The organism is Bordetella genomosp. 5 (assembly GCF_002261475.1).
In the GTDB taxonomy this organism is placed as follows: domain Bacteria; phylum Pseudomonadota; class Gammaproteobacteria; order Burkholderiales; family Burkholderiaceae_B; genus Bordetella.
The window spans coordinates 379,931-399,484 of the sequence record NZ_NEVN01000001.1 but is presented as its reverse complement, the minus strand read 5'-3'; the positions used below and the strand labels follow the sequence as shown (position 1 = coordinate 399,484).

Sequence of the window (19,554 nt, the reverse complement as noted above, 5' to 3'; positions counted from 1 at the left end):
TTGCAACGACCGAGCCTGTCACGACCGGACCGGCACCGGGCGTGCCCTGCTCAGGCCACGCCCATGCCGGTCGCACCTAGCCGGCCGCACCTGGCCGGCCGCACCTCGCCGGCCGCACCTCGCCGGCCGCCGCCTCACGCAGCGCGTGCGCCGCCGATGCCGACGACCGAGGCGCTGAACTGCTGCATCAGCGCCTCGCGCTTGACCGCGGCACGCGCCATCGCCGCCTCCTTGATGTGGCCATAGCCGCGGATCTCTTCGGGCAGGCTGGCGAGCGCCACCGCCTGTTCGAGGTTGCCGCGGTTGAGCTTGCCCAGGATCGCGCCGATCTGCTCGCGGTATTGCGCGATGAGCGCGCGCTCGGCGCGGCGTTCGGCCGTGTAGCCGAACACGTCGAACGCGGTACCGCGCAAGCCGCGCAGCCGGGCCAGCACGCCGAATACCTTGAGCATCGCCGGGCCATAGGCTCGCTTCTTGAGATGACCGTCGCCGTCGCGGCCGGCGGTCAGCGGCGGAGCGAGATGGAAATTGAGCTTCCAGTCGCCCTCGAACTGCGCCGCGATGCGCTTGAGAAACTCGCCGTCGCTGTAGAGCCGCGCCACCTCGTACTCGTCCTTGTAGGCCATGAGCTTGAAGTAGTAGCGCGCCACGGCTTCGGCCAGGCGGGTGGTGCCGGTGGCCTGATGCTCGGCCACGCGCACGCGCTCCACCAGATCGGTGTATTGCCTGGCGTAGGCTTCGTTCTGGTAGGCCACCAGGACCTCGCGCCGGCGCGCCACGAGCTGATCGAGCTCGGTGGCGGGCCGCTTGAAGTCGACCACCGCCGGGCGCTCGCCGCGCTTGACCTCGACGATTTGCGGCTCGTGCGCGGCGGGTTGCGCCGCCACGCCGAGCAGGCTTTGCACGCTTGCCAGGTCCTGCGCGGCCCGACGGCCCCACGCGAATGCCGTGAGGTTGTTGGGCACCTGCTGACCGTTGAGCTCGATCGCCCGCAGCAGCGCGGCTTCACCGAGCGGCAGCCAGCCCTTCTGGTAGGCATAGCCCATCATGAGCGGGTTGGCATAAATGGCGTCGCCGAGCAGGCCCACGGCGAGCGCCGCGGCGTCGATGCTGGCGACGTTCTCGGGACCACAGGCCTGCGCCAGATCGCGCTGCAGGTCGGAGCCCGGCAGCGTCCAGTCGGGGTTGTGGACGAAGGCGGCCGTCGGCGCCACGTCGCTGTTGAGCAGCATGCGCGTGCGTCCGGCGCGCATCCGCGCGACCGCGTCCGCGCTCGTGCCCACCACGAGGTCGCCGGCAAGCACCAGATCCGCCTCGCCCATCGCCACGCGGGTGTTGAGCAGCTCGCCCGGCGTGGGCGCCAGCACCACGTGCGAATACACCGCCCCACCCTTCTGCGCGAGGCCGGCCATATCGAGCACCGAACAGCCCTTGCCTTCCAGGTGCGCGGCCATGCCGAGCAACTGCCCGATCGTGACCACGCCGGTGCCACCCACGCCGGCGATGAACACCCCGTAGTGGCCCGCGATGGGCGCAGGCGTGGGCTCGGGCAGGCCGGCCGCGATGCCGTCCTGCTGCGCGAGGGCCTTGGGCTTGCGCAGCTTGCCGCCCTCCACCGTCACGAAGCTCGGGCAGAAACCCTTCAGGCAGGAAAAATCTTTATTGCAGCTGGACTGATTGATGGCGCGCTTGCGCCCGAACTCGGTCTCGAGCGGCTCCACCGACAGGCAGTGCGACTTCTCGGAGCAATCGCCACAGCCCTCGCAGACGCGCTCGTTGATGACCACCCGGCGCGCCGGGTCGGGATAGGCGTTGCGCTTGCGCCGGCGGCGCTTCTCGGTGGCGCAGGTCTGGTCGTAGATGAGCACCGAGACACCCGCATAGGCGCGCAGCTCGCGCATGACCTCGTCGAGCTTGTCGCGATGGTGCACGGGGACGCCGGGCGCCAGGCCCTGCACCTTGTCGTACTTCTCGGGCTCGTCGGTGACGATGATGATCTTGTCGATGCCTTCGGCGGCGACCTGCTGCGTGATCATCGGCACGCTGATCGGGCCGTCCACCGGCTGCCCGCCGGTCATGGCGACGGCATCGTTGAACAGGATCTTGTAGGTGATGGGCGCCTTGGCCGCCACCGCGGCGCGGATCGCGAGCAGGCCCGAGTGGTAGTAGGTGCCGTCGCCGAGGTTGGCGAACACATGCTTTTCTTCGGTGAACGGCGCCTGGCCGATCCAGGGCACGCCCTCGCCGCCCATCTGGGTGAACACCTGGGTGTTGCGGCCCATCCAGGTCACCATGTAGTGACAGCCGATGCCGGCCATGCCACGCGAGCCCTCGGGCAGACGCGTCGAGGTGTTGTGAGGGCAGCCCGAACAGAACCAGGGCTTGCGGTCGACCACCACGCGCGGCTTGGCGAGCGCCTGCTCGCGGCCTTCGATGAAGGCGAGGCGGGCCTCGATCCCGGCCCGCACGTCGGCGGGCAACTCGAAGCGCAGCAGCCGCGCGCCGACGGCCTTGGCGACCATGGCGGGCGAGAACTCATAATGCGCGGGCAGCAGCCAGTTGCCCTGCGGCACCGACCACTCGCCGCCGTCCTTGTCGTCGAACTTGCCGACCACGCGCGGGATCTTCTTGCCCGATCCGATCCAGCTGAAGAGCTCTTCCTTGAGCTGATACTCGAGCACCTGGCGCTTCTCTTCGACCACCAGGATCTCGTCCAGCCCCTCGGCGAAGCGGGTCATGCCGGTGGCCTCGAGCGGCCAGACCATGCCGACCTTGAACAGGCGCAGGCCGATGCGCTGACAGACCGATTCGGTCAGCCCGAGGTCGAGCAGCGCCTGGCGCGTGTCGAGATAGGCCTTGCCGGAGGTCATGATGCCGAAGCGGGCGCGGTCCTGGGGCACCTGCCACAGCTCGCGGTTCAGGCCATTGGCCCGCGCATATGCGAGCGCGGCATAGAGCTTGTAATCGAGCAGCCGCGCCTCCTGGGCGAGCGGCGTGTCGGGCAGGCGGATGTTCAGCCCATCCGGCGGCAGCTGGAAATCCTCGGGCAGCACGATGGAGACGCGCTCCGCATCGACCTCGACCGAGGCCGACACCTCGACGATATCCGTGATCGTCTTCAGGCCGACCCACACGCCCGCGTAGCGGCTCATGGCCCAGCCATGAATGCCGTAATCGAGCACCTCCTGCACGCTCGACGGGAACAGCGCCGGGATCATGCAGGCCTTGAGGATGTGGTCGCTCTGGTGCGGCAGCGTGGACGACTTGGCCGGGTGATCGTCGCCCGCCACCACCAGCACGCCGCCATGGCGCGAGGTGCCCGCGGCATTGGCGTGCTTGAACACATCGCCGCAGCGGTCCACGCCCGGCCCCTTGCCGTACCACATGCCGAACACGCCGTCGTACTTGGCTCCGGGGAACAGGTTCACCTGCTGCGAGCCCCAGACGGCGGTGGCGGCGAGGTCTTCGTTGATGCCGGGCTGGAATTCGATGTGATGCTGCTTGAGGTACTTCGCAGCCTTCCACATGTTCTGGTCCACCCCGCCGAGCGGCGACCCGCGATAGCCCGAAATGAAGCCGGCGGTGTTGAGCCCGGCCCGCGCATCGCGCACGCGCTGCATCATGGGCAGGCGCACCAGAGCGTGGATGCCGCTCATCCAGGCGCGGCCTTGTTCGAGGGTGAACTTGTCGTCCAGGTGGACGGATTCGAGCGCCGCGCGTTGCGCGGGCGAAAGAGGGGCATTCATCGTCTACTCCGTTGTAAGAGACTATCCAGCCCAGGTGTCACGGAGTCGCCCTTTTGGGGCGCCGGCGCCGAGGTCGGACTTAACCGCCTTGTTGTTATGTCTCTCTTTTACATGCCGCCAATCCGTCCCCGCAATAGGGCAGTGCGATAATTCGCCCATGCCATTCGCCCTACGCATCACCTCCTGGCAAGCCGCGCACGGACGCCACGCCCTGCCGTGGCAGAACACGCGCGATCCCTATCGGATCTGGCTCTCCGAAATCATGCTGCAGCAGACTCAGGTCGCCACCGTGATTCCGTACTACGAGCGCTTTCTGGCACGCTTTCCCGATGTGCGGGCCCTGGCCGCCGCCAGCCAGGAAGAGGTCATGCCGTTCTGGGCCGGGCTGGGCTACTACGCCCGCGCGCGCAATCTGCATCGCTGCGCGCAGGAGATCGTGGCGCAATGGGGCGGGCAATTCCCGCCCGACGCCGAACGCATCGCCACGCTGCCGGGCATCGGCCCGTCCACCGCCGCGGCCATCGCCGCCTTCGCTTACGGCGAGCGCTCGCCCATCATGGACGGCAACGTCAAACGCGTATTCGCGCGGCATTTCGGTGTGGAAGGCGATCCGACGCGGCGCGAGGTCGAGCAGCGGCTGTGGGCGCTGGCGCGTGCGCAGGTGGAGGCCGCGCCCGCGCTCGACATGACGGCCTATACGCAGGGCCTGATGGATCTCGGCGCCACGCTCTGTACGCGCGGCAAGCCCGACTGCGGGCGCTGTCCGGTGGCCGAGACCTGTACGGCGCGCGCCCAGGGCCGCCAGCTCGAACTGCCCACCCCCAAGACCCGCAAGGCCGTGCCGGAGCGCGAGACGGCCATGCTGGTGCTGCTGGACGCCGGCCGGGTCCTGCTGGCGCAGCGGCCGTCGCCGGGCATCTGGGGCGGACTCTGGACGCTGCCCGAATGCGAGGCCGATGCCGACCCGGGCGCGGCCGCGCAGGCGTTGGGCCTGCGCGTGAAAAGCCGGACCGCCCTGGCGGCCTTCTCGCACACCTTCACTCATTTCAAGCTGCACGTGCGGCCGTGGCTGATCGAGGTCGAGGGCGCGTCACTGCGCGAGAGCGCGCAACCGCAGCAGTGGGTGGCCGCCGCCGACCTGGCGGATCAGGCCCTGCCCGCGCCGGTGCGCAAGCTGCTCGATGGCCTGGTGGCCGCCGGGCTGATGGAGCCCGACAGCGCGTTCGTGCTCAGGTAGACGCCGGGTCGCGCGGCTCGTCGAGCAACATCACCAGCTTGAGCTCGGGATGCGTGGCGAGGCGGAAGGTGATCTGCTGGAACTGCAGGCGGCCGCGGCGCGGGTGTTCGAATTCGCGCACGCCGCCTTCGCGTTCGACCACGGCGTGACGGGTCCACCAATGATGAAACACGGGGCTGGCGCGATTGAGCGCGTCGAGCAGGGCCAGCACGTCCGGCTCGTCGAGGTGCGCCCCCGCGTCGGCACGGAACTCGGCCACCACGCGGCGCGCGCGCTGCTCCCAGTCGACCACCAGGGTGCGCGCCGCCGGATCCAGAAAGATGTAGCGCAGCAGGTTGGGCGCGCCATCGCGGCGCGGCCAGTGATCGAACAACTCGGATAGGGCCGCGTTGCAGGCCAGGACATTCCAGGCACGATCGAGCACGTAGGCCGGCGCCTCGATGGCATCCACGCAGACCTGCAGCGGCAGGCCGGCCGGGCCGCCCGCCTCGTCGCGCGGATGCTGGGGATCGGCCGATTCGGCCAACTCGAACAGATAGGCCCGCTCGGCGCGGCCGAGCTGCAGCACATTGCCGATGCGCGACCAGACCGCGGGCGAGACCGACACCTCGCGGCCTTGCTCGATCCAGGTGTACCAGGTCACGCTGATGCCGGAGAGCTGCGCGACCTCCTCGCGGCGCAGCCCGGGCGTGCGGCGCCGGCTGCCGGCGGGCAGGCCGGCCATCTGCGGGGTGATGCGGGAGCGCGCACTGCGCACGAATTCGCCGAGGTTTTGGCGCCGCAGCGTCGAGCCGTCGGTAGCAAGGTGGGTGGCACTGTTCATACCAGGATGGGCAATGGGCTTGTACGGGTACTGTGATCCCCCTATCTTACGCGCTGTCACTTACCGAAGGATCACCATGACGCGCCCCACCCACGACGCCGCCGTCGAGCGGCAGTTCAGTCCTCAGGCCCACGCCTACCTCACCAGTGCCGTGCATGCGCAGGGCGCGGACCTGCTGCAGATGGCGGACATCGCGCGCGCGCACCCCGACGCCCGCGTGCTGGACCTGGGCTGTGGCGGCGGCCACGTGAGCTTCCATGTCGCGCCGCACGTCGCGCACGTGACCGCCTACGATCTGTCGCAGTCCATGCTCGACGTGGTGGCCGCCGAGGCCGCCAAGCGCGGCCTGACGCAGCTGGAGACCTGTCGCGGCAAGGCGGAGCATCTGCCCTTCGCCGACGGCGCGTTCGATCTCGTGATGAGCCGCTATTCGGCGCATCACTGGGAGGATCCGGGCCTGGGCCTGCGCGAGGCCTGGCGCGTGCTCAAGCCGGGCGGCACGGCCGTGTTCGCCGACATCGCCTCGCCGGGACAGGCGCTGCTCGACACCTGGCTGCAGACGATCGAAGTGCTGCGCGACACCTCGCACGTGCGCGACTATTCGCAGGCCGAGTGGCTCACGCTGCTGGCCGACGCCGGCTTCGTCGTGCAGAGCTTCACGCCGCGGCGCCTGGCGCTCGAGTTCGAATCGTGGGTGACGCGCATGCGCACGCCCGCGCCGCTCGTGCAGGCGCTGCGCGACATGCTCGCGATCGCGCCCGCGCCGGTACGGCAGCATTTCGACATTCAGCCCGACGGCTCGTTCGCGAGCGACTCGCTCACCCTGGTGGCCGTGAAGCCGGCATGAAAAAAGGGAGGCTCGCGCCTCCCTGTTTCTTTCACGACCCGCAGGCTCAGCCGAGGTTGGGCGCCAGCGTGCGGCGCAGATCTTCGAGCGACCGGCCGCTACGCTCGGCGTAGTCCTTGAGCTGATCTTCGCCGATCGTGCCCACGTTGAAGTACTGCGAATCGGGATGACTGAAATAGAAGCCCGAGACGCTGGACGCGGGGTACATCGCGTAGCTGTCGGTGAGCTGCATGCCGATTTCGTTGCCGTCGAGCACCTCGAACATGTCGCTCTTGACCACGTGTTCGGGGCAGGCCGGATAGCCGGGCGCGGGCCGGATGCCGACGTACTTCTCGGCGATCATGGCCTCGTTGTCGAGTTCCTCGTCGGGCACGTAGCCCCACAGGTCGCGCCGCACGCGGGCGTGCAGGCATTCGGCGAAGGCCTCGGCCAGACGGTCGGCCAGGGACTTCAGCATGATGCTCGAGTAGTCATCGAGCGCGGCTTCGAACTCGGCCTCTTTCTTCTCGATGCCCAGACCCGCGGTCACTGCGAACATGCCCACATAGTCGAGCTTGCCGCTCTCCTTCGGCGCGATGTAATCGGCCAGGCATTTGTTGGTGACGCCCTCGCGCTTGACGCCCTGCTGGCGCAGATTGCGATAGGTGAACAGCACCTCGCTGCGCGTCTCGTCGCGATAGATTTCGATGTCTTCGTCGTTGACCCGGTTGGCGGGATAGAAGCCCACCACGCCGTTGGCCGTCAGCCAGCGGCCTTCGATGATGCGCTTCATCATGGCCTGGCCGTCGGCGTAGACCTTGCGCGCCTGCTCGCCCACGACCTTGTCGTCGAGGATGGCCGGGAACGGCCCGAACAGGCTCCAGGTCTGGAAGAACGGACCCCAATCGACGTAACGCGCGATCTCGGCGAGGTCGTAGCTCTTGAAGGTGCGGCGGCCGATGAACTTCGGGCGCGGCGGCGTGTAGGCGTCCCAATCGATCTGCGGACGGGCGGCGCGCGCTTCCTGGATCGACACGAGCGGCGTGGCCTTGCGGTTGGCGTGGCGGCGGCGCACGTCTTCGTACTCCTGTGCCAGCTCGTCGAGATAGGTTTGCGCCTGATCCGACATCAGGTTGGTAGCCACGCCCACCGAACGGCTGGCGTCGGGCACGTAGATCACCGGGCCTTCGTAGTTGGGCGCGATCTTGACCGCGGTGTGCACGCGGCTGGTGGTGGCCCCGCCGATCATGAGCGGCATGCGGCGCGAACGGAAATACTCGTCGCGCTGCATCTCGGAGGCCACGTAGGCCATCTCTTCGAGACTGGGCGTGATCAGGCCCGACAGGCCGATGATGTCGCAATTTTCTTTCTTGGCGGTCTCGAGGATCTGCGCGCAGGGCACCATCACGCCCATGTTGACCACCTCGAAGTTATTGCACTGAAGCACCACCGACACGATGTTCTTGCCGATGTCGTGCACATCGCCCTTGACGGTGGCGATGACGATCTTGCCCTTGGCGCGGACGTCGCCGCCCGCCGCCGCGATCTGGCGCTTCTCTTCTTCGATGAACGGGATCAGGTGGGCCACGGCCTGCTTCATGACGCGCGCCGACTTCACCACCTGCGGCAGGAACATCTTGCCCTCGCCGAACAGATCCCCCACGACGTTCATGCCGTCCATCAGCGGGCCTTCGATCACCTCGATCGGACGTCCGCCACGCGCGGCGATTTCCTGCCGCACCTCTTCGGTGTCTTCGACGATGAAGGTCGTGATGCCGTGCACCAGGGCATGCGAGAGGCGCTGCTGGACCGGCTGGTTGCGCCAGGCCAGGTCTTCTTCTTTCTTCGCGCCCGAGCCCTTCACCGTGTCGGCGAATTGCACCAGACGCTCGGTGGGCGTGCGCTCATCGGCCGGGTCGGTCTTGCCGACCGGCTCGGCGCGGTCGAGCACCACGTCTTCGACCAGATCGCGCAGCGTCGGCGCCAGGTCGGAGTACACGCCGAGCTGGCCGGCATTGACGATGCCCATCGTCATGCCTTCCTTGATGGCGTAGTAGAGGAACACCGTGTGGATGGCTTCGCGCATCGGCTCGTTGCCGCGGAACGAGAAGCTCACGTTCGACACGCCGCCCGAAATGCGGGCATGGGGCAGGTTGTCGCGGATCCAGCGCGTGCCTTCGATGAAGTCGACCGCGTAGTGGTTGTGCTCGTCGATCCCGGTGGCCACCGCGAACACGTTGGGATCGAAGATGATGTCTTCGGGCGGGAAGCCCTCTTCCTCGACCAGGATGCGATAGGCGCGGGCGCAGATTTCCTTGCGACGCTCGAGCGTGTCGGCCTGACCCTGCTCGTCGAAGGCCATCACGACCACGGCGGCGCCGTAGCGGCGGCACAGGCGGGCGTGTTCGCGGAACGGCGCCTCGCCTTCCTTCATGGAGATCGAGTTCACCACGGGCTTGCCCTGCACGCAGCGCAGGCCGGTCTCGATCACTTCCCACTTCGAGCTGTCGATCATCACCGGCACGCGTGCGATGTCCGGTTCGGAGGCGATGAGGTTGAGGAAGCGGTGCATGCAGGCCACCGAATCCAGCATGGCCTCGTCCATGTTGATGTCGATGATCTGCGCGCCGTTTTCGACCTGCTGGCGCGCGACGGCGAGCGCCTCGTCGTACTTCTCTTCGCGGATCAGCCGCGCGAACATCTTGCTGCCGGTGACGTTGGTGCGCTCGCCCACGTTCACATAGAGGGAGTCTTCGTCGAAGTTGAGCGGTTCCAGGCCCGACAGGCGGGTCTTGACCGGCACCTCGGGCACCACGCGGGGCGTCAGGCTCAGCACCTTGTCGGCGATGGCCTTGATGTGATCGGGGGTGGTGCCACAGCAACCGCCCGCCATGTTGACCAGGCCCGAGCGCGCGAACTCTTCGAGCAGCGCCGAGGTGTCGGCGGGCGTCTCGTCGAAGCCGGTCTCGGCCATGGGATTGGGCAGGCCGGCGTTGGGGTACACGCACAGATAGGTGTCGCAGATCTTGGCGAGCTCGGCCACATACGGGCGCATGAGCGCCGCGCCCAGCGCGCAGTTCAGGCCGATCGTGACCGGACGTGCGTGCCGCACCGAGTTCCAGAATGCCTCGACGGTCTGGCCCGACAGAATGCGGCCCGAGGCATCGGTGACGGTCCCGGAGATCATCACCGGCAGGCGCACGCCGCGCGCCTCGAACACCTCTTCGACCGCGAAGATGGCCGCCTTGGCGTTGAGCGTGTCGAAGATGGTTTCGATCAGGACGACGTCGATGCCGCCATCGAGCAGACCATTGAGCTGCTCGACATACGCGACGCGCAGCTCTTCGAAGGTGACGTTGCGCGCGCCCGGGTCGTTGACGTCGGGCGAGATCGAGGCGGTCTTGGGCTGCGGGCCCAGCGCCCCGGCCACGAAACGCGGCCGCTCGGGCGTGCTGTAGGCGTCACAGGCCTCGCGCGCCAGCCTGGCCGACGCCAGGTTCAGTTCGTAGGCCAGCTCCGGAAGATCGTAGTCGCCCTGGGCGATCGAGGTCGCACCGAAGGTATTGGTCTCGATCACGTCGGCGCCGGCCGCCAGATACTGACGGTGGATCTCGCTGATCACGTCGGGCCGCACCAGCGAGAGCAGCTCGTTGTCGCCCTTGAGATCCTTGTGGTGCTCGGCAAAGCGCTCGCCACGGAAATCGGACTCGGTCAGCTTGTAGCGCTGGATCATCGTGCCCATCGCGCCGTCCAGGATCAGGATGCGCCGCTCCAGCAGACGAGCGAACTCGGCACCGTGAGTGAAGGCCTCGGGCGGGTAGGGCAGGCTGGGATAAGGCACGAAGAGATCCTGGTGTGTGGCGAAAAGGGGAAAACCCCTTGAAATCAGTCCTGGATCGTAACAAAACCGGTCATCTCGCGCCCGCCGGTGATACAGTTTCGGCCCCGAACGGGTGCTTTCGGCGCACTGAACGGGCAAGCGCACAACACTTGCCCGCCGCGTGCGAAAGATAAACGGGAAACAGGAAGGCCTCCGGGCCGGACGCGCCTGTCGTCACGACAGCTCGCGCCCCGCCACGCCCAGCCTGTGCTGCCCCCGCAACGGTCCCCACGCGTCTCACGCGTGGCAGCCCGATACCGGCCTGTTCGCTCGTCAGAACGCCTGCCCGTGCGCGCCCGCCGCGCCATCAGCGTTCTCCCATTGGTATGACCTGCGGGGTCGCGGGTCGCATCGAGGTCTAGTTGATGAAATCCCGCTCTATCCGGCGTTACGCCGGCGCCCTGCTGTGCACCGCTCCCGCGCTGGCCAGCGCCCAGCAGGCCGGCAACCCCGCCCCCTCCGAACTCGACACCGTCACCGTGACCGCGCAGCGCGTGCCCACCGATGGCCGCACCCTGCCCGTCTCCATTTCGGTGATCACGGCCCAGGACATCGCCGCCAGCAGCGCCCGCACGATGCAGGATCTGCTGTCGACCCAGGCCGGCATTCATCTGGTCAACACGACCAGCTCGAACGACAACGCCATCGTCGACCTGCGCGGCTTCGGCATCACCGGCTTCAGCAACACGCTGATCCTGATCGATGGCGTCAAGCAAAACACCAACGACCTCTCCGCGCCGAATCTCGGCGTGATCCCGCTCGGCCAGGTCGAACGCGTGGAAATCGTGCGCGGCAGCGGTTCCGTGCAGTACGGTGGCGGCACCACGGGCGGCGTGATCAACATCATCACGCGCGGCCCGTTCAACAAAGAACCCGTCACGGCCAGCGCCACGGCCACGTTCGGCAGCTACGGCCTGCGCCAATACGACGCCTCGGCCGCGCTCAACAATGAAAAGGTCGGCGTCGACGCGTTCGTGCAATCGCTGCACACCGATGGCTACCGCGACCACAGCGGCGAACGCCGCGAAGGCGGCGGCGGCGGCCTGACCTTCCGCCACGACAACGGCTCGATCCGCCTCTACGCCCGCACCACCACGCAGCGCCTGGACCTGCCCGGCGCGCGCGCGATCGATCCGTTCACCGGCCTGAACGAATACCAGGACGATCCGCGCGGCTCGAAGAACGACATCGATTACGTCAAGAGCACCTCCACGATCTTCGGCACCCAGATCGTGCAGGACATCGGCCCCGGCACCCTGTACGCCGACGCCTCCAGCCGCGAGAAGAAGCTGAACGGCCGTTCGTTCGACGGCTTCGGCGACACGCTGCGCGACCAGAAGCTCGAAGAAAACAACCTGAGCCTGCGCTACCGCCTGCCGTTCGACGGCGGCCACAGCCTGATCGTGGGCGCCGATGCGCTGGAAGCCAAGACCACCTCGACCCAGGACGCCTACTACGCGTTCGAGCAGGCCAAGTGGCAATCGCGCCAGCATCAGTACGGCCTGTTCGCCGAAGGCCAGGTCCGCGCCACCGACAGCACCTACGTGACCGCCGGCGTGCGCCGTCAATACGCCTCCGACGATCTGTCGGCGCTGTCGGGCGACGCCGGCACGCCCTCCGACCGGGGCAACCACCTGACCGCCTGGCAACTGGGCGTGCGCCAGGACCTCAGCCGCGGCTTCGGCGTCTACGGCAAGATCGGCCGCAGCTTCCGCCTGCCCAACGCCGACGAACTGCTGTCGGTGCAATCGCCGCTCTCGCCGCAGACCTCGACGGACAAGGAACTCGGCGTGACCTGGCAGTCCGAGCGCAGCAGCGCGCGCCTGTCGTGGTTCCGCTATGACCTGACCAACGAGATCCAGTACAACCCGCTGGCCGACGGCATGTGGGGCCCGGGCACGGGCGCCAACACCAACCTCGACCCGACCCGCCGCCAGGGCATCGAGCTCGAAGGTCATCACGCGCTGTCGAGCAGCCTGACGCTCGATGCCAACGTCACCTGGATGGAAGCCGAGTTCCGCTCCGGCAACTACGCGGGCGTGGATCTGGCCGGCAAGGACGTGCCCCTGGCACCCAAGTGGCTGGCCAACGCCGGCGTCACCTGGCGCCCCACCGACGCGTTCCTGTGGAACGTCTCGGCGCAATACGTGGGCAAGTCGCGCATGGACAACGACCAGGCCAATCAGTTCGGCAAGCAGCTCGATGCGTACGTGTTGTTCAACACCAAGCTCGCGTACAAGTTCACCCGCAACGTCGAAGCCGCCGTGGGCGTGAACAACATCTTCGATCGTCAGTACGCCACGTACGGCATCCGCGGCGGCAACGCTGACTTCGCCATGCTCGGTTCCGAGGCACGCTACAACCTCTACCCCGCCCCGGGCCGCAACTTCTACGCCTCGCTCACCCTGCGTTACTGAGGCGCCTGATCCGATATAGTCGGCGTTTCGACGCCGGCTGTATCGGCAGGACGTGAGCTCCACGATGAATGCCCCCCGCGCGCCCTGGCGCACCGCCCCCGTCCACGCTCCCGGCCATCCCCGGCCCGTACCGCGCATGGCGTGGGCACGGGCGCCGGACAGGGCGCCGGCCAGGGCCGCACTGCGGGCCGGCGCGCTGGCCGCGGCGCTGATGCCGGGCCTCATCCCCGTGTGGGCTCAGGCATCGGCGACGACGCCGCAGTTCCAGGTGCAGGTCGCAACGGCGCCGGCCCACGCGCCGGCAGCGACGCCACCGATCCAGGTTCGAGACGATCTCGGGCGCCAGGTCACGCTGGCCGCGCCCGCGCGCCGCGCCATCACCCTGACACCGCACGCGACCGAGCTGGTCTATGCCGCCGGCGCGGGCGCCTATCTGGCCGGCACGGTACGCGCCAGCGACTACCCGCCCGCCGCGCGCGCGCTGCCGGGCATCGGCGATGCCATGCAGCCCGATCCGGAACGCGTGGTCCGCCTTAACCCCGACCTGATCCTCGGCTGGCAGCCCGCCACCGCGGCCGGCCTGACCGGCATCGCCGGCAAGCTGGGCACGCCGATCTTCTATTCCGATCCGCAGCGGCTCGACGACATCCCGAGCTCGATCGAACGCTATGGCCGGCTGTTCGGCACCACGGCCACGGCCGACGCCGAAGCCGCGCGCCTGCGTGCCAGGCTGGCGGGCCTGCGCGCGGCCTATGCCGGCAAGCCGAAGGTGCGCGTGTTCGTGCAGGCTGGCACCGACCCGCTCTACACCCTGAACGACAGCAGCATCGTGAGCGATGCGCTCACGCTTTGCGGCGGGGTCAATGTGTTCGGTCAGGCGCCGGTGGTCGCACCGCAGGTATCGCTCGAAAGCGTGCTGGCGGCCCGTCCGGATGCGGTGATCGCGGGCGTGCAGTCGGCCGCCGAGGCCGAGACCCTGCGCCGCCGCTGGCACGACACCCGCCTGCCGGCCGCGCTGGCCGGCCATGTGTACGCGCTCGACGCCGACGCGCTGTACCGCCCCGGTCCGCGTCTGGTCGACCTGAGCGCCGCCCTGTGCGAGATGCTCGACCGCGTGCGTCCGTAGCCCGCGGCCCCCACCGGATACCCGCGCCGCGAGCCGGCTCTTCCGGGCCGCCGCAGGCCCGGTGCTTTATGATGGATACCTGCATCGCTTCATTCACGCGCGGCGCTGTCCTCCGGGGCCGTCCCGCCGCATCTGCCTAGCATCGCCATGAGCACTCAAGATACCCTCACCATCGCCGGCCGCGAATACGCGTCGCGCCTGTTGGTCGGCACCGGCAAGTACAAGGATTTCGAACAGACGCGCGCCGCGCTCGACGCCTCCGGCTGCGATATCGTCACGGTCGCCATCCGCCGCACCAACATCGGCCAGAACCCCGGCGAGCCCAGCCTGCTCGACTACGTGCCGCCCTCGCGCTTCACGCTGCTGCCCAACACCGCCGGCTGCTACACGGCCGACGACGCCGTGCGCACGCTGCGCCTGGCGCGCGAACTGCTCGACGGCCACGACCTGGTCAAGCTCGAGGTCCTGGGCGATCCGCACACGCTGTTCCCCAACATGCCCGAGACCCTCAAGGCCGCCAAGACCCTGATCGACGACGGCTTCAAGGTCATGGTGTATTGCACCGACGATCCCATCCAGGCCCGCATGCTCGAAGACATGGGCGTGGTCGCCATCATGCCGCTCGCCTCGCTGATCGGCTCGGGAATGGGCATTCTCAACCCCTGGAACCTGCGCCTCATCATCGACCAGACCAAGGTGCCGGTGGTGGTCGACGCGGGCGTGGGCACCGCCTCGGATGCCGCCATCGCGATGGAGCTCGGCTGCGACGCCGTTCTCATGAACACCGCGATCGCCGGCGCCCAGGATCCGGTGCTGATGGCCAGCGCCATGAAAAAGGGCGTCGAGGCGGGCCGCGAGGCCTTCCGCGCCGGCCGCGTGCCGCGCAAGCTGTATAGCGGCGCGCCCAGCTCGCCCACTGAAGGCCTGATCGCCGCCAAGCAATGAACGCCCCGCGTCGCATTCCCAACGCCCTGAGCATCGCGGGCGTCGATCCTTCCGGCGGCGCCGGCGTGCTGGCCGACGTCAAGGCCATGAGCGCCCTTGGCGCCTACGGCTGCGCCGTGATTGCCGCCCTCACCGCCCAGAACACGCGCGGCGTGAGCGGCATCGCGCCGGTCCCGCCCGCCTTCGTGGGCGAGCAGATCGATACCCTGTTCGCCGATGTGCGCATCGATGCCGTGAAGATCGGCATGGTGGGCCAGGAGCCCGTGATCCGGGTGGTCGCCGAAAAGCTCGCGCGCTGGACGCCGCCGCACGTCGTGGTCGACCCCGTCATGGTGGCCAAGAGCGGCGACCACCTGCTCGAACGCAGCGCCGTGGGCGCGATGCGCGAGTCGCTGCTGCCGCAGGCCACGCTGCTCACGCCCAACCTGCCCGAGGCCGGCGTGCTGCTCGAAGAGCGGCCCGTCGAAACCGTCAAGGAAATGCGACGGGTGGCCGAGCGCCTGCGCAACCGCATGGCGCATTCGGGCCATCGCTGGGTGCTGGTCAAGGGCGGGCATCTGCCCGGCTCCGAGACCATCGACCTGCTGCACGACGGCGACCGCATGATCGAGCTGCCGGGCCACCGCATCGACACCGTCAATACCCACGGTACCGGCTGCACGCTGTCGGCGGCGCTGGCCGCCCTGCTGCCGCAGGTCGACGAGGTGCCCGAGGCCGCCCGCCGCGCCAAGGCCTATCTCACCGAGGCCATCCGCCACGCGGAGCGCCTGCAGGTGGGCGAGGGCCACGGCCCGGTCCATCATTTCCACGGTTGGTGGTGATTCCCCCCGGCCCGTGCGCCCCGGCGCGCGGGCCGGTACACGCTCCGCGCGCGGCCCCGGCCGCGCCGCGGCCCGGCTTCATGCCCATGAAGGGTAGTAGCCGCTACAATGGGACGCTAATCCCTTTGTCCGATTCTCTTTTGCCGTCATGAACGCTTCGACCCTGCCCGACGTAGAACAAGCCCGCTTCAACATGGTGGAACAGCAGATCCGCCCCTGGGACGTACTCGATACGCGCGTCCTCGACGCCCTGTTCGCCGTGCGCCGTGAGCTGTTCGTGCCGCCGGCCCTGCGCTCGATCGCCTTCTCCGACCTCGAGATTCCGCTCGAGATCAACGCCGTCAATACGCGCCAGACCATGCTGACGCCGAAGCTCGAGGCACGTCTGGCCCAGGAGCTGCAGCTGCAGCCCACCGACTGCGTGCTCGAAATCGGTACCGGATCGGGCTATCAGGCGGCCCTGCTGGCCCATCTGGCCCAGCAAGTCACGACCGTCGAGATCGATCCGCGTCTGGTCGCGTTCGCGCAGACCAATCTGCAGATGAACAACGTCACCGACGTCAAGGTCGAGACGGGCGACGGCCGCAACGGCTGGGGCTCCACCGAATACGACGCCATCCTGGTCACCGGCTCCGTGCCCACCGTGCCCGATGCGCTCAAGTATCAGCTGCGCGTGGGCGGCCGTCTGGTCGTGATCGTGGGCGATGCCCCGATCCAGACCGCCTGTCGCATCACCCGCACCACGGCGGCAAGCTTCGAAACCGTCCAGCTCTTCGAGACCGTGATCAAGCCGCTGCGCGGCGCGACCGTATCGCACTTCAAATTCTGACGCGATGCGCGCCCGGCACGTTGCAGCAGTACTGATCGGGTTCTGCGCCGCAACGGCCGGCGTGTCGGCCTGCGCGCAGGATCTGATGCAGGTCTGGCGCGAGGCGCTGGCGCGCGACCCGCTCTATGCGGCCGCGCGCGCCGAGTACCGGGCCAATTCCGAAAAGCTGCCGCAGGCACGCGCCGAGCTGCTGCCGTACATCACCGGCGAAACCTCCGGCGCCTACAACGAAAGCCGCAGCACGCGCGGCCTGGCCTATGACCAGGGGCGTGGCCGAGGCACCTGGGACCTGGTGCTCACGCAGCCCCTGTTCGACTGGAACCGCTGGCAGCGCTTCGAGCAATCCAAGCTGGTGGTGGCCGACGCCGAGGTGCAGCTGCAGCAGGCTTTCCAGGACCTGATCCTGCGCGTCGCGGGCGCCTATTTCGGCATCCTGGCGGCCCAGGAAACCCTCACCGCCACCGAAGCCGAGAAGGCCGCCGTGGCCGAACAGCTCGCCGCGGCCCAACGCGGCTTCGAGCTCGGCAACGCCACCATCATCGATACCTACGAAGCCCAGGCGCGCCACGACCTGCTGTCGGCCGAAGAGCTGCGTCTGCAGAACGAGGTGATGACGCTGCGCGACGAGCTGGCCAAGATCATGGGCAGCGCGCCGGGCGCGCTGGCCGAACTGCCGCATGGGGTCGCGCTGCCCGCGCCGCAGCCGGCGCGGCTGGCCGACTGGTCGACCCAGGCCGAAGCGGCCGGCCTCGAGGTGTTGCGCGCGCAACTGTCCACCCGCATCGCGGCGCGCAATACCGAGATCGCCAAGAGCGGCCATTACCCCACGCTCAACATGTACGCCAGCAGCGGCAGCGCTACCGATGGCTCGCTGCAGCGCTCGGGGTCCGGCCGCCCCATCGACAGCAGCGTCGGCGTGACCCTGTCGATCCCGCTTTACGCCGGCGGCGGTATCTCCTCTCAGGTAACAGAACGCGTCCAGCTCGAACAAAAAGCGCGCCACGATTTCGAGACGGCACGGCGCCAGGCTGTGACCGCGTCGCGGCTGTACTTCAATGGGGTGATGACCGGTCTGGCGCGCGTGCGTGCGCTCGAGGCCGGCGAGCGCTCCAGCCGCGCATCGCTCGATGCCAACCAGACGGGCTACGAGCTGGGCGTGCGCATCAACCTGGACGTGCTCAACGCCCAGCAGCAGCTCTACGCCACGCAACGCGACCTCGCGGTGGTGCGTTACAACACCCTGCTCGACGGGCTGCGCCTGAAGGCCGTGAGCGGCATCCTGGCCGAGTCCGACCTCGACGCCGTCAACCGTCTGCTGCGGCTGCCGCGCTGAGGCCCTCAGACCCCGCCAGCGCGCGGCGGCCTGGCTGACCCGGGCCCTGCCTCAGCCCGCCTGGATTTTGCGCACCAGCGTCGTCGTGGAGCGCTGAAACTCGAACGGAATCGCCACCGCCCGGCCACCCCAGGTCTTGACCAGGGCGGTTTCGGGCAGGGTTTCCATGTCGTAGTCGCCGCCCTTGACGATGATATCGGGCCGCAGCTCGCCGATCAGCTCGGTGGGCGTGTCTTCGGCGAAGGTGGTGACGGCGTCGACGCAGGCCAGCGCGGCCAGCAGGGCCGCGCGGTCGCCCTCGGCGTTGAGCGGGCGCTCGGCGCCCTTGCCCAGCCGGCGCACCGACGCGTCGGTATTGACGGCCACCACCAGCGTGGCGCCCAGCTGCGCGGCCGCGTCGAGATAGGTGACGTGGCCACGATGCAGGATGTCGAACACCCCGTTGGTGAACACCAGCGGCCGCGGCAGGCGGCCCGAGGCCACGGCGGCCACGAGGTCTTCGCGGCTGAGGATCTTGGATTCGAAGCGGGCGGTCGTCGTCATGCGGCGATTGTACGCGGCCTGTCCGCCGCTTCGAATAGCCGCGGGACGCGGCCCGCGGCTATCCCGCGATCAACGCACTCAGACGCCGACCAGCACCGAACCGCCGGGCGTGGCCGGGCGCAGGCGCGCGGCGACTTCCTTGCGGTAGCGGTTCAGATCCTTGACCGAGGCGAAGTTGCTGTCGAGCAGCTTGGACAGGATGTGCAGGATGCGCGTGGCGACCTTCTGCTCCCACAGACCGTCGAAGCGGATCTGCGTGTCCAGCCAATGCTCCAGCCAGCCCGGTTCGGGCAGACGCGACTGAACGGTGTCGTTGGGGAACAGGTCTTTGTTGACGTGCAGATTGGTCGGGTGCATCGCCTGGGCGCTGCGGCTGGCCGACGCCATCAGCACGCCGATCTTGGCGAACGCGTGACGGGCATCGCCGCTCACCGTTTCGCCGCGGTCGTGCAGCGCGCGGCGCATGTACTGCAGATAGGCGCCGGCATGGCGGGCCTCGTCCTGGGCCACGGTCTTGTAGATCGCCTTGATCACCGGCTCGGTGTGCCAGTCGGCGGCGCAACGGTACCAGTGGTTCAGGCGCACCTCGCCGCAGAAGTGCAGCATCAGCGTCTCGAGCTCGGGCGCCGGATCGAACTCGAAGCGCACCTTGTGCAGCTCTTCTTCGGTCGGCATGAGGTCGGGACGGAAGCGACGCAGATACTCCATCAATACCAGCGAATGCTTCTGCTCTTCGAAGAACCACACTGACATGAACGCGCAGAAGTCGCTGTCGGCCCGATTGTCGCGCAGGAACATCTCGGTCGCTGGCAACGCCGCCCATTCGGTAATGGCGTTCATCTTGATGGTCTGGGCCTGCTCCTCCGTCAGCTTGCTGCGGTCGAAGTCGTCCCAGGGAATGTCGGTCGCCATATTCCAGCGCACGGCTTCCATGGTCTTGAAGAGTTCAGGATAAAGCATGATTTAGCCCTTGAAATTTCCCGCTTGAGGGGCTTGTGGGTCAAAAAATGGGTGCTGCGGACGTCATG

At 68.2% G+C, this 19,554-nt stretch carries 13 protein-coding genes; 8 read left to right on the top strand and 5 right to left on the bottom strand.

Annotated elements, in window-relative coordinates; all coding sequences use genetic code 11:
- Window positions 1-134 precede the first annotated feature (134 nt).
- On the bottom strand, window positions 135-3,746 hold the full coding sequence (locus CEK29_RS01915) for an indolepyruvate ferredoxin oxidoreductase family protein (protein ID WP_094857179.1): 3,612 nt from the start codon (window positions 3,744-3,746) through the stop codon (window positions 135-137).
- 157 nt (window positions 3,747-3,903) lie between these two features.
- On the opposite strand from CEK29_RS01915, the gene mutY reads away from it, so the two are divergent.
- On the top strand, window positions 3,904-4,983 hold the full coding sequence (mutY, locus tag CEK29_RS01910; RefSeq protein WP_094857178.1) for an A/G-specific adenine glycosylase: 1,080 nt from the start codon (window positions 3,904-3,906) through the stop codon (window positions 4,981-4,983).
- Here mutY and CEK29_RS01905 read toward each other — a convergent pair.
- A complete protein-coding gene (locus CEK29_RS01905) occupies window positions 4,976-5,806 on the bottom strand; it encodes a helix-turn-helix transcriptional regulator (RefSeq protein WP_094798507.1) in 831 nt (276 codons plus the stop codon). The two genes, mutY and CEK29_RS01905, sit on opposite strands and share 8 nt — an antisense overlap.
- Window positions 5,807-5,882: 76 nt before the next feature.
- Between CEK29_RS01905 and CEK29_RS01900 the strand changes: the two genes are divergently transcribed.
- Window positions 5,883-6,653, top strand: a complete 771-nt coding sequence (locus tag CEK29_RS01900; RefSeq protein ID WP_094798506.1) for a class I SAM-dependent methyltransferase — start codon at window positions 5,883-5,885, stop codon at window positions 6,651-6,653.
- Window positions 6,654-6,699: 46 nt separating this feature from the next.
- Here the strand turns inward: CEK29_RS01900 and metH are convergent, their stop codons facing one another.
- Complete coding sequence (metH, locus tag CEK29_RS01895; RefSeq protein ID WP_094857177.1) at window positions 6,700-10,473, bottom strand: methionine synthase; 3,774 nt, start codon at window positions 10,471-10,473, stop codon at window positions 6,700-6,702.
- 404 nt (window positions 10,474-10,877) lie between these two features.
- Between metH and CEK29_RS01890 the strand changes: the two genes are divergently transcribed.
- The 6 genes from CEK29_RS01890 to CEK29_RS01865 all read left to right on the top strand — a co-directional run bounded on the left by CEK29_RS01890 (window position 10,878) and on the right by CEK29_RS01865 (window position 17,983).
- Entirely contained in the window at window positions 10,878-12,929 is a 2,052-nt protein-coding gene (locus CEK29_RS01890) for a TonB-dependent receptor (RefSeq protein WP_094798504.1), read from the top strand.
- A 64-nt stretch (window positions 12,930-12,993) separates the two neighbouring features.
- Entirely contained in the window at window positions 12,994-14,055 is a 1,062-nt protein-coding gene (locus CEK29_RS01885; RefSeq protein ID WP_255176041.1) for a cobalamin-binding protein, read from the top strand.
- 147 nt (window positions 14,056-14,202) lie between these two features.
- A complete protein-coding gene (locus CEK29_RS01880; protein WP_094798502.1) occupies window positions 14,203-15,000 on the top strand; it encodes a thiazole synthase in 798 nt (265 codons plus the stop codon).
- Window positions 14,997-15,821 carry a bifunctional hydroxymethylpyrimidine kinase/phosphomethylpyrimidine kinase gene (gene thiD, locus CEK29_RS01875; protein ID WP_094798501.1) on the top strand — a complete coding sequence of 275 codons (825 nt, stop codon included), beginning with the start codon at window positions 14,997-14,999 and terminating at the stop codon, window positions 15,819-15,821. The genes CEK29_RS01880 and thiD overlap by 4 nt, the downstream gene beginning before the upstream one ends.
- A 148-nt stretch (window positions 15,822-15,969) precedes the next feature.
- Window positions 15,970-16,650 (top strand): protein-L-isoaspartate O-methyltransferase family protein, encoded by a 681-nt coding sequence (locus tag CEK29_RS01870; RefSeq protein ID WP_094798500.1) that lies wholly within the window; start codon window positions 15,970-15,972, stop codon window positions 16,648-16,650.
- Window positions 16,651-16,654: 4 nt separating this feature from the next.
- Window positions 16,655-17,983 (top strand): TolC family outer membrane protein, encoded by a 1,329-nt coding sequence (locus CEK29_RS01865; protein ID WP_094798499.1) that lies wholly within the window; start codon window positions 16,655-16,657, stop codon window positions 17,981-17,983.
- A 51-nt stretch (window positions 17,984-18,034) separates the two neighbouring features.
- On the opposite strand, the gene rfaE2 is transcribed toward CEK29_RS01865, so the two are convergent.
- Together rfaE2 and CEK29_RS01855 are read right to left on the bottom strand one after the other, a co-directional pair.
- Window positions 18,035-18,526 carry a D-glycero-beta-D-manno-heptose 1-phosphate adenylyltransferase gene (rfaE2, locus tag CEK29_RS01860; RefSeq protein WP_094798498.1) on the bottom strand — a complete coding sequence of 164 codons (492 nt, stop codon included), beginning with the start codon at window positions 18,524-18,526 and terminating at the stop codon, window positions 18,035-18,037.
- A gap of 78 nt (window positions 18,527-18,604) precedes the next feature.
- On the bottom strand, window positions 18,605-19,486 hold the full coding sequence (locus CEK29_RS01855; protein ID WP_094798497.1) for a ferritin: 882 nt from the start codon (window positions 19,484-19,486) through the stop codon (window positions 18,605-18,607).
- Window positions 19,487-19,554 lie beyond the last annotated feature (68 nt).

Bases quoted from the DNA above. Each gene is read 5' to 3' on its own strand.
- CEK29_RS01865 (WP_094798499.1), top strand. From the start codon at position 16,655: ATGCGCGCCCGGCACGTTGCAGCAGTACTGATCGGGTTCTGCGCCGCA.
- CEK29_RS01880 (WP_094798502.1), top strand. From the start codon at position 14,203: ATGAGCACTCAAGATACCCTCACCATCGCCGGCCGCGAATACGCGTCG.
- CEK29_RS01885 (WP_255176041.1), top strand. From the start codon at position 12,994: ATGAATGCCCCCCGCGCGCCCTGGCGCACCGCCCCCGTCCACGCTCCC.
- CEK29_RS01915 (WP_094857179.1), bottom strand. From the start codon at position 3,746: ATGAATGCCCCTCTTTCGCCCGCGCAACGCGCGGCGCTCGAATCCGTC.
- mutY (WP_094857178.1), top strand. From the start codon at position 3,904: ATGCCATTCGCCCTACGCATCACCTCCTGGCAAGCCGCGCACGGACGC.
- CEK29_RS01900 (WP_094798506.1), top strand. From the start codon at position 5,883: ATGACGCGCCCCACCCACGACGCCGCCGTCGAGCGGCAGTTCAGTCCT.
- rfaE2 (WP_094798498.1), bottom strand. From the start codon at position 18,526: ATGACGACGACCGCCCGCTTCGAATCCAAGATCCTCAGCCGCGAAGAC.
- CEK29_RS01890 (WP_094798504.1), top strand. From the start codon at position 10,878: ATGAAATCCCGCTCTATCCGGCGTTACGCCGGCGCCCTGCTGTGCACC.
- CEK29_RS01855 (WP_094798497.1), bottom strand. From the start codon at position 19,486: ATGCTTTATCCTGAACTCTTCAAGACCATGGAAGCCGTGCGCTGGAAT.
- CEK29_RS01905 (WP_094798507.1), bottom strand. From the start codon at position 5,806: ATGAACAGTGCCACCCACCTTGCTACCGACGGCTCGACGCTGCGGCGC.
- CEK29_RS01870 (WP_094798500.1), top strand. From the start codon at position 15,970: ATGAACGCTTCGACCCTGCCCGACGTAGAACAAGCCCGCTTCAACATG.
- thiD (WP_094798501.1), top strand. From the start codon at position 14,997: ATGAACGCCCCGCGTCGCATTCCCAACGCCCTGAGCATCGCGGGCGTC.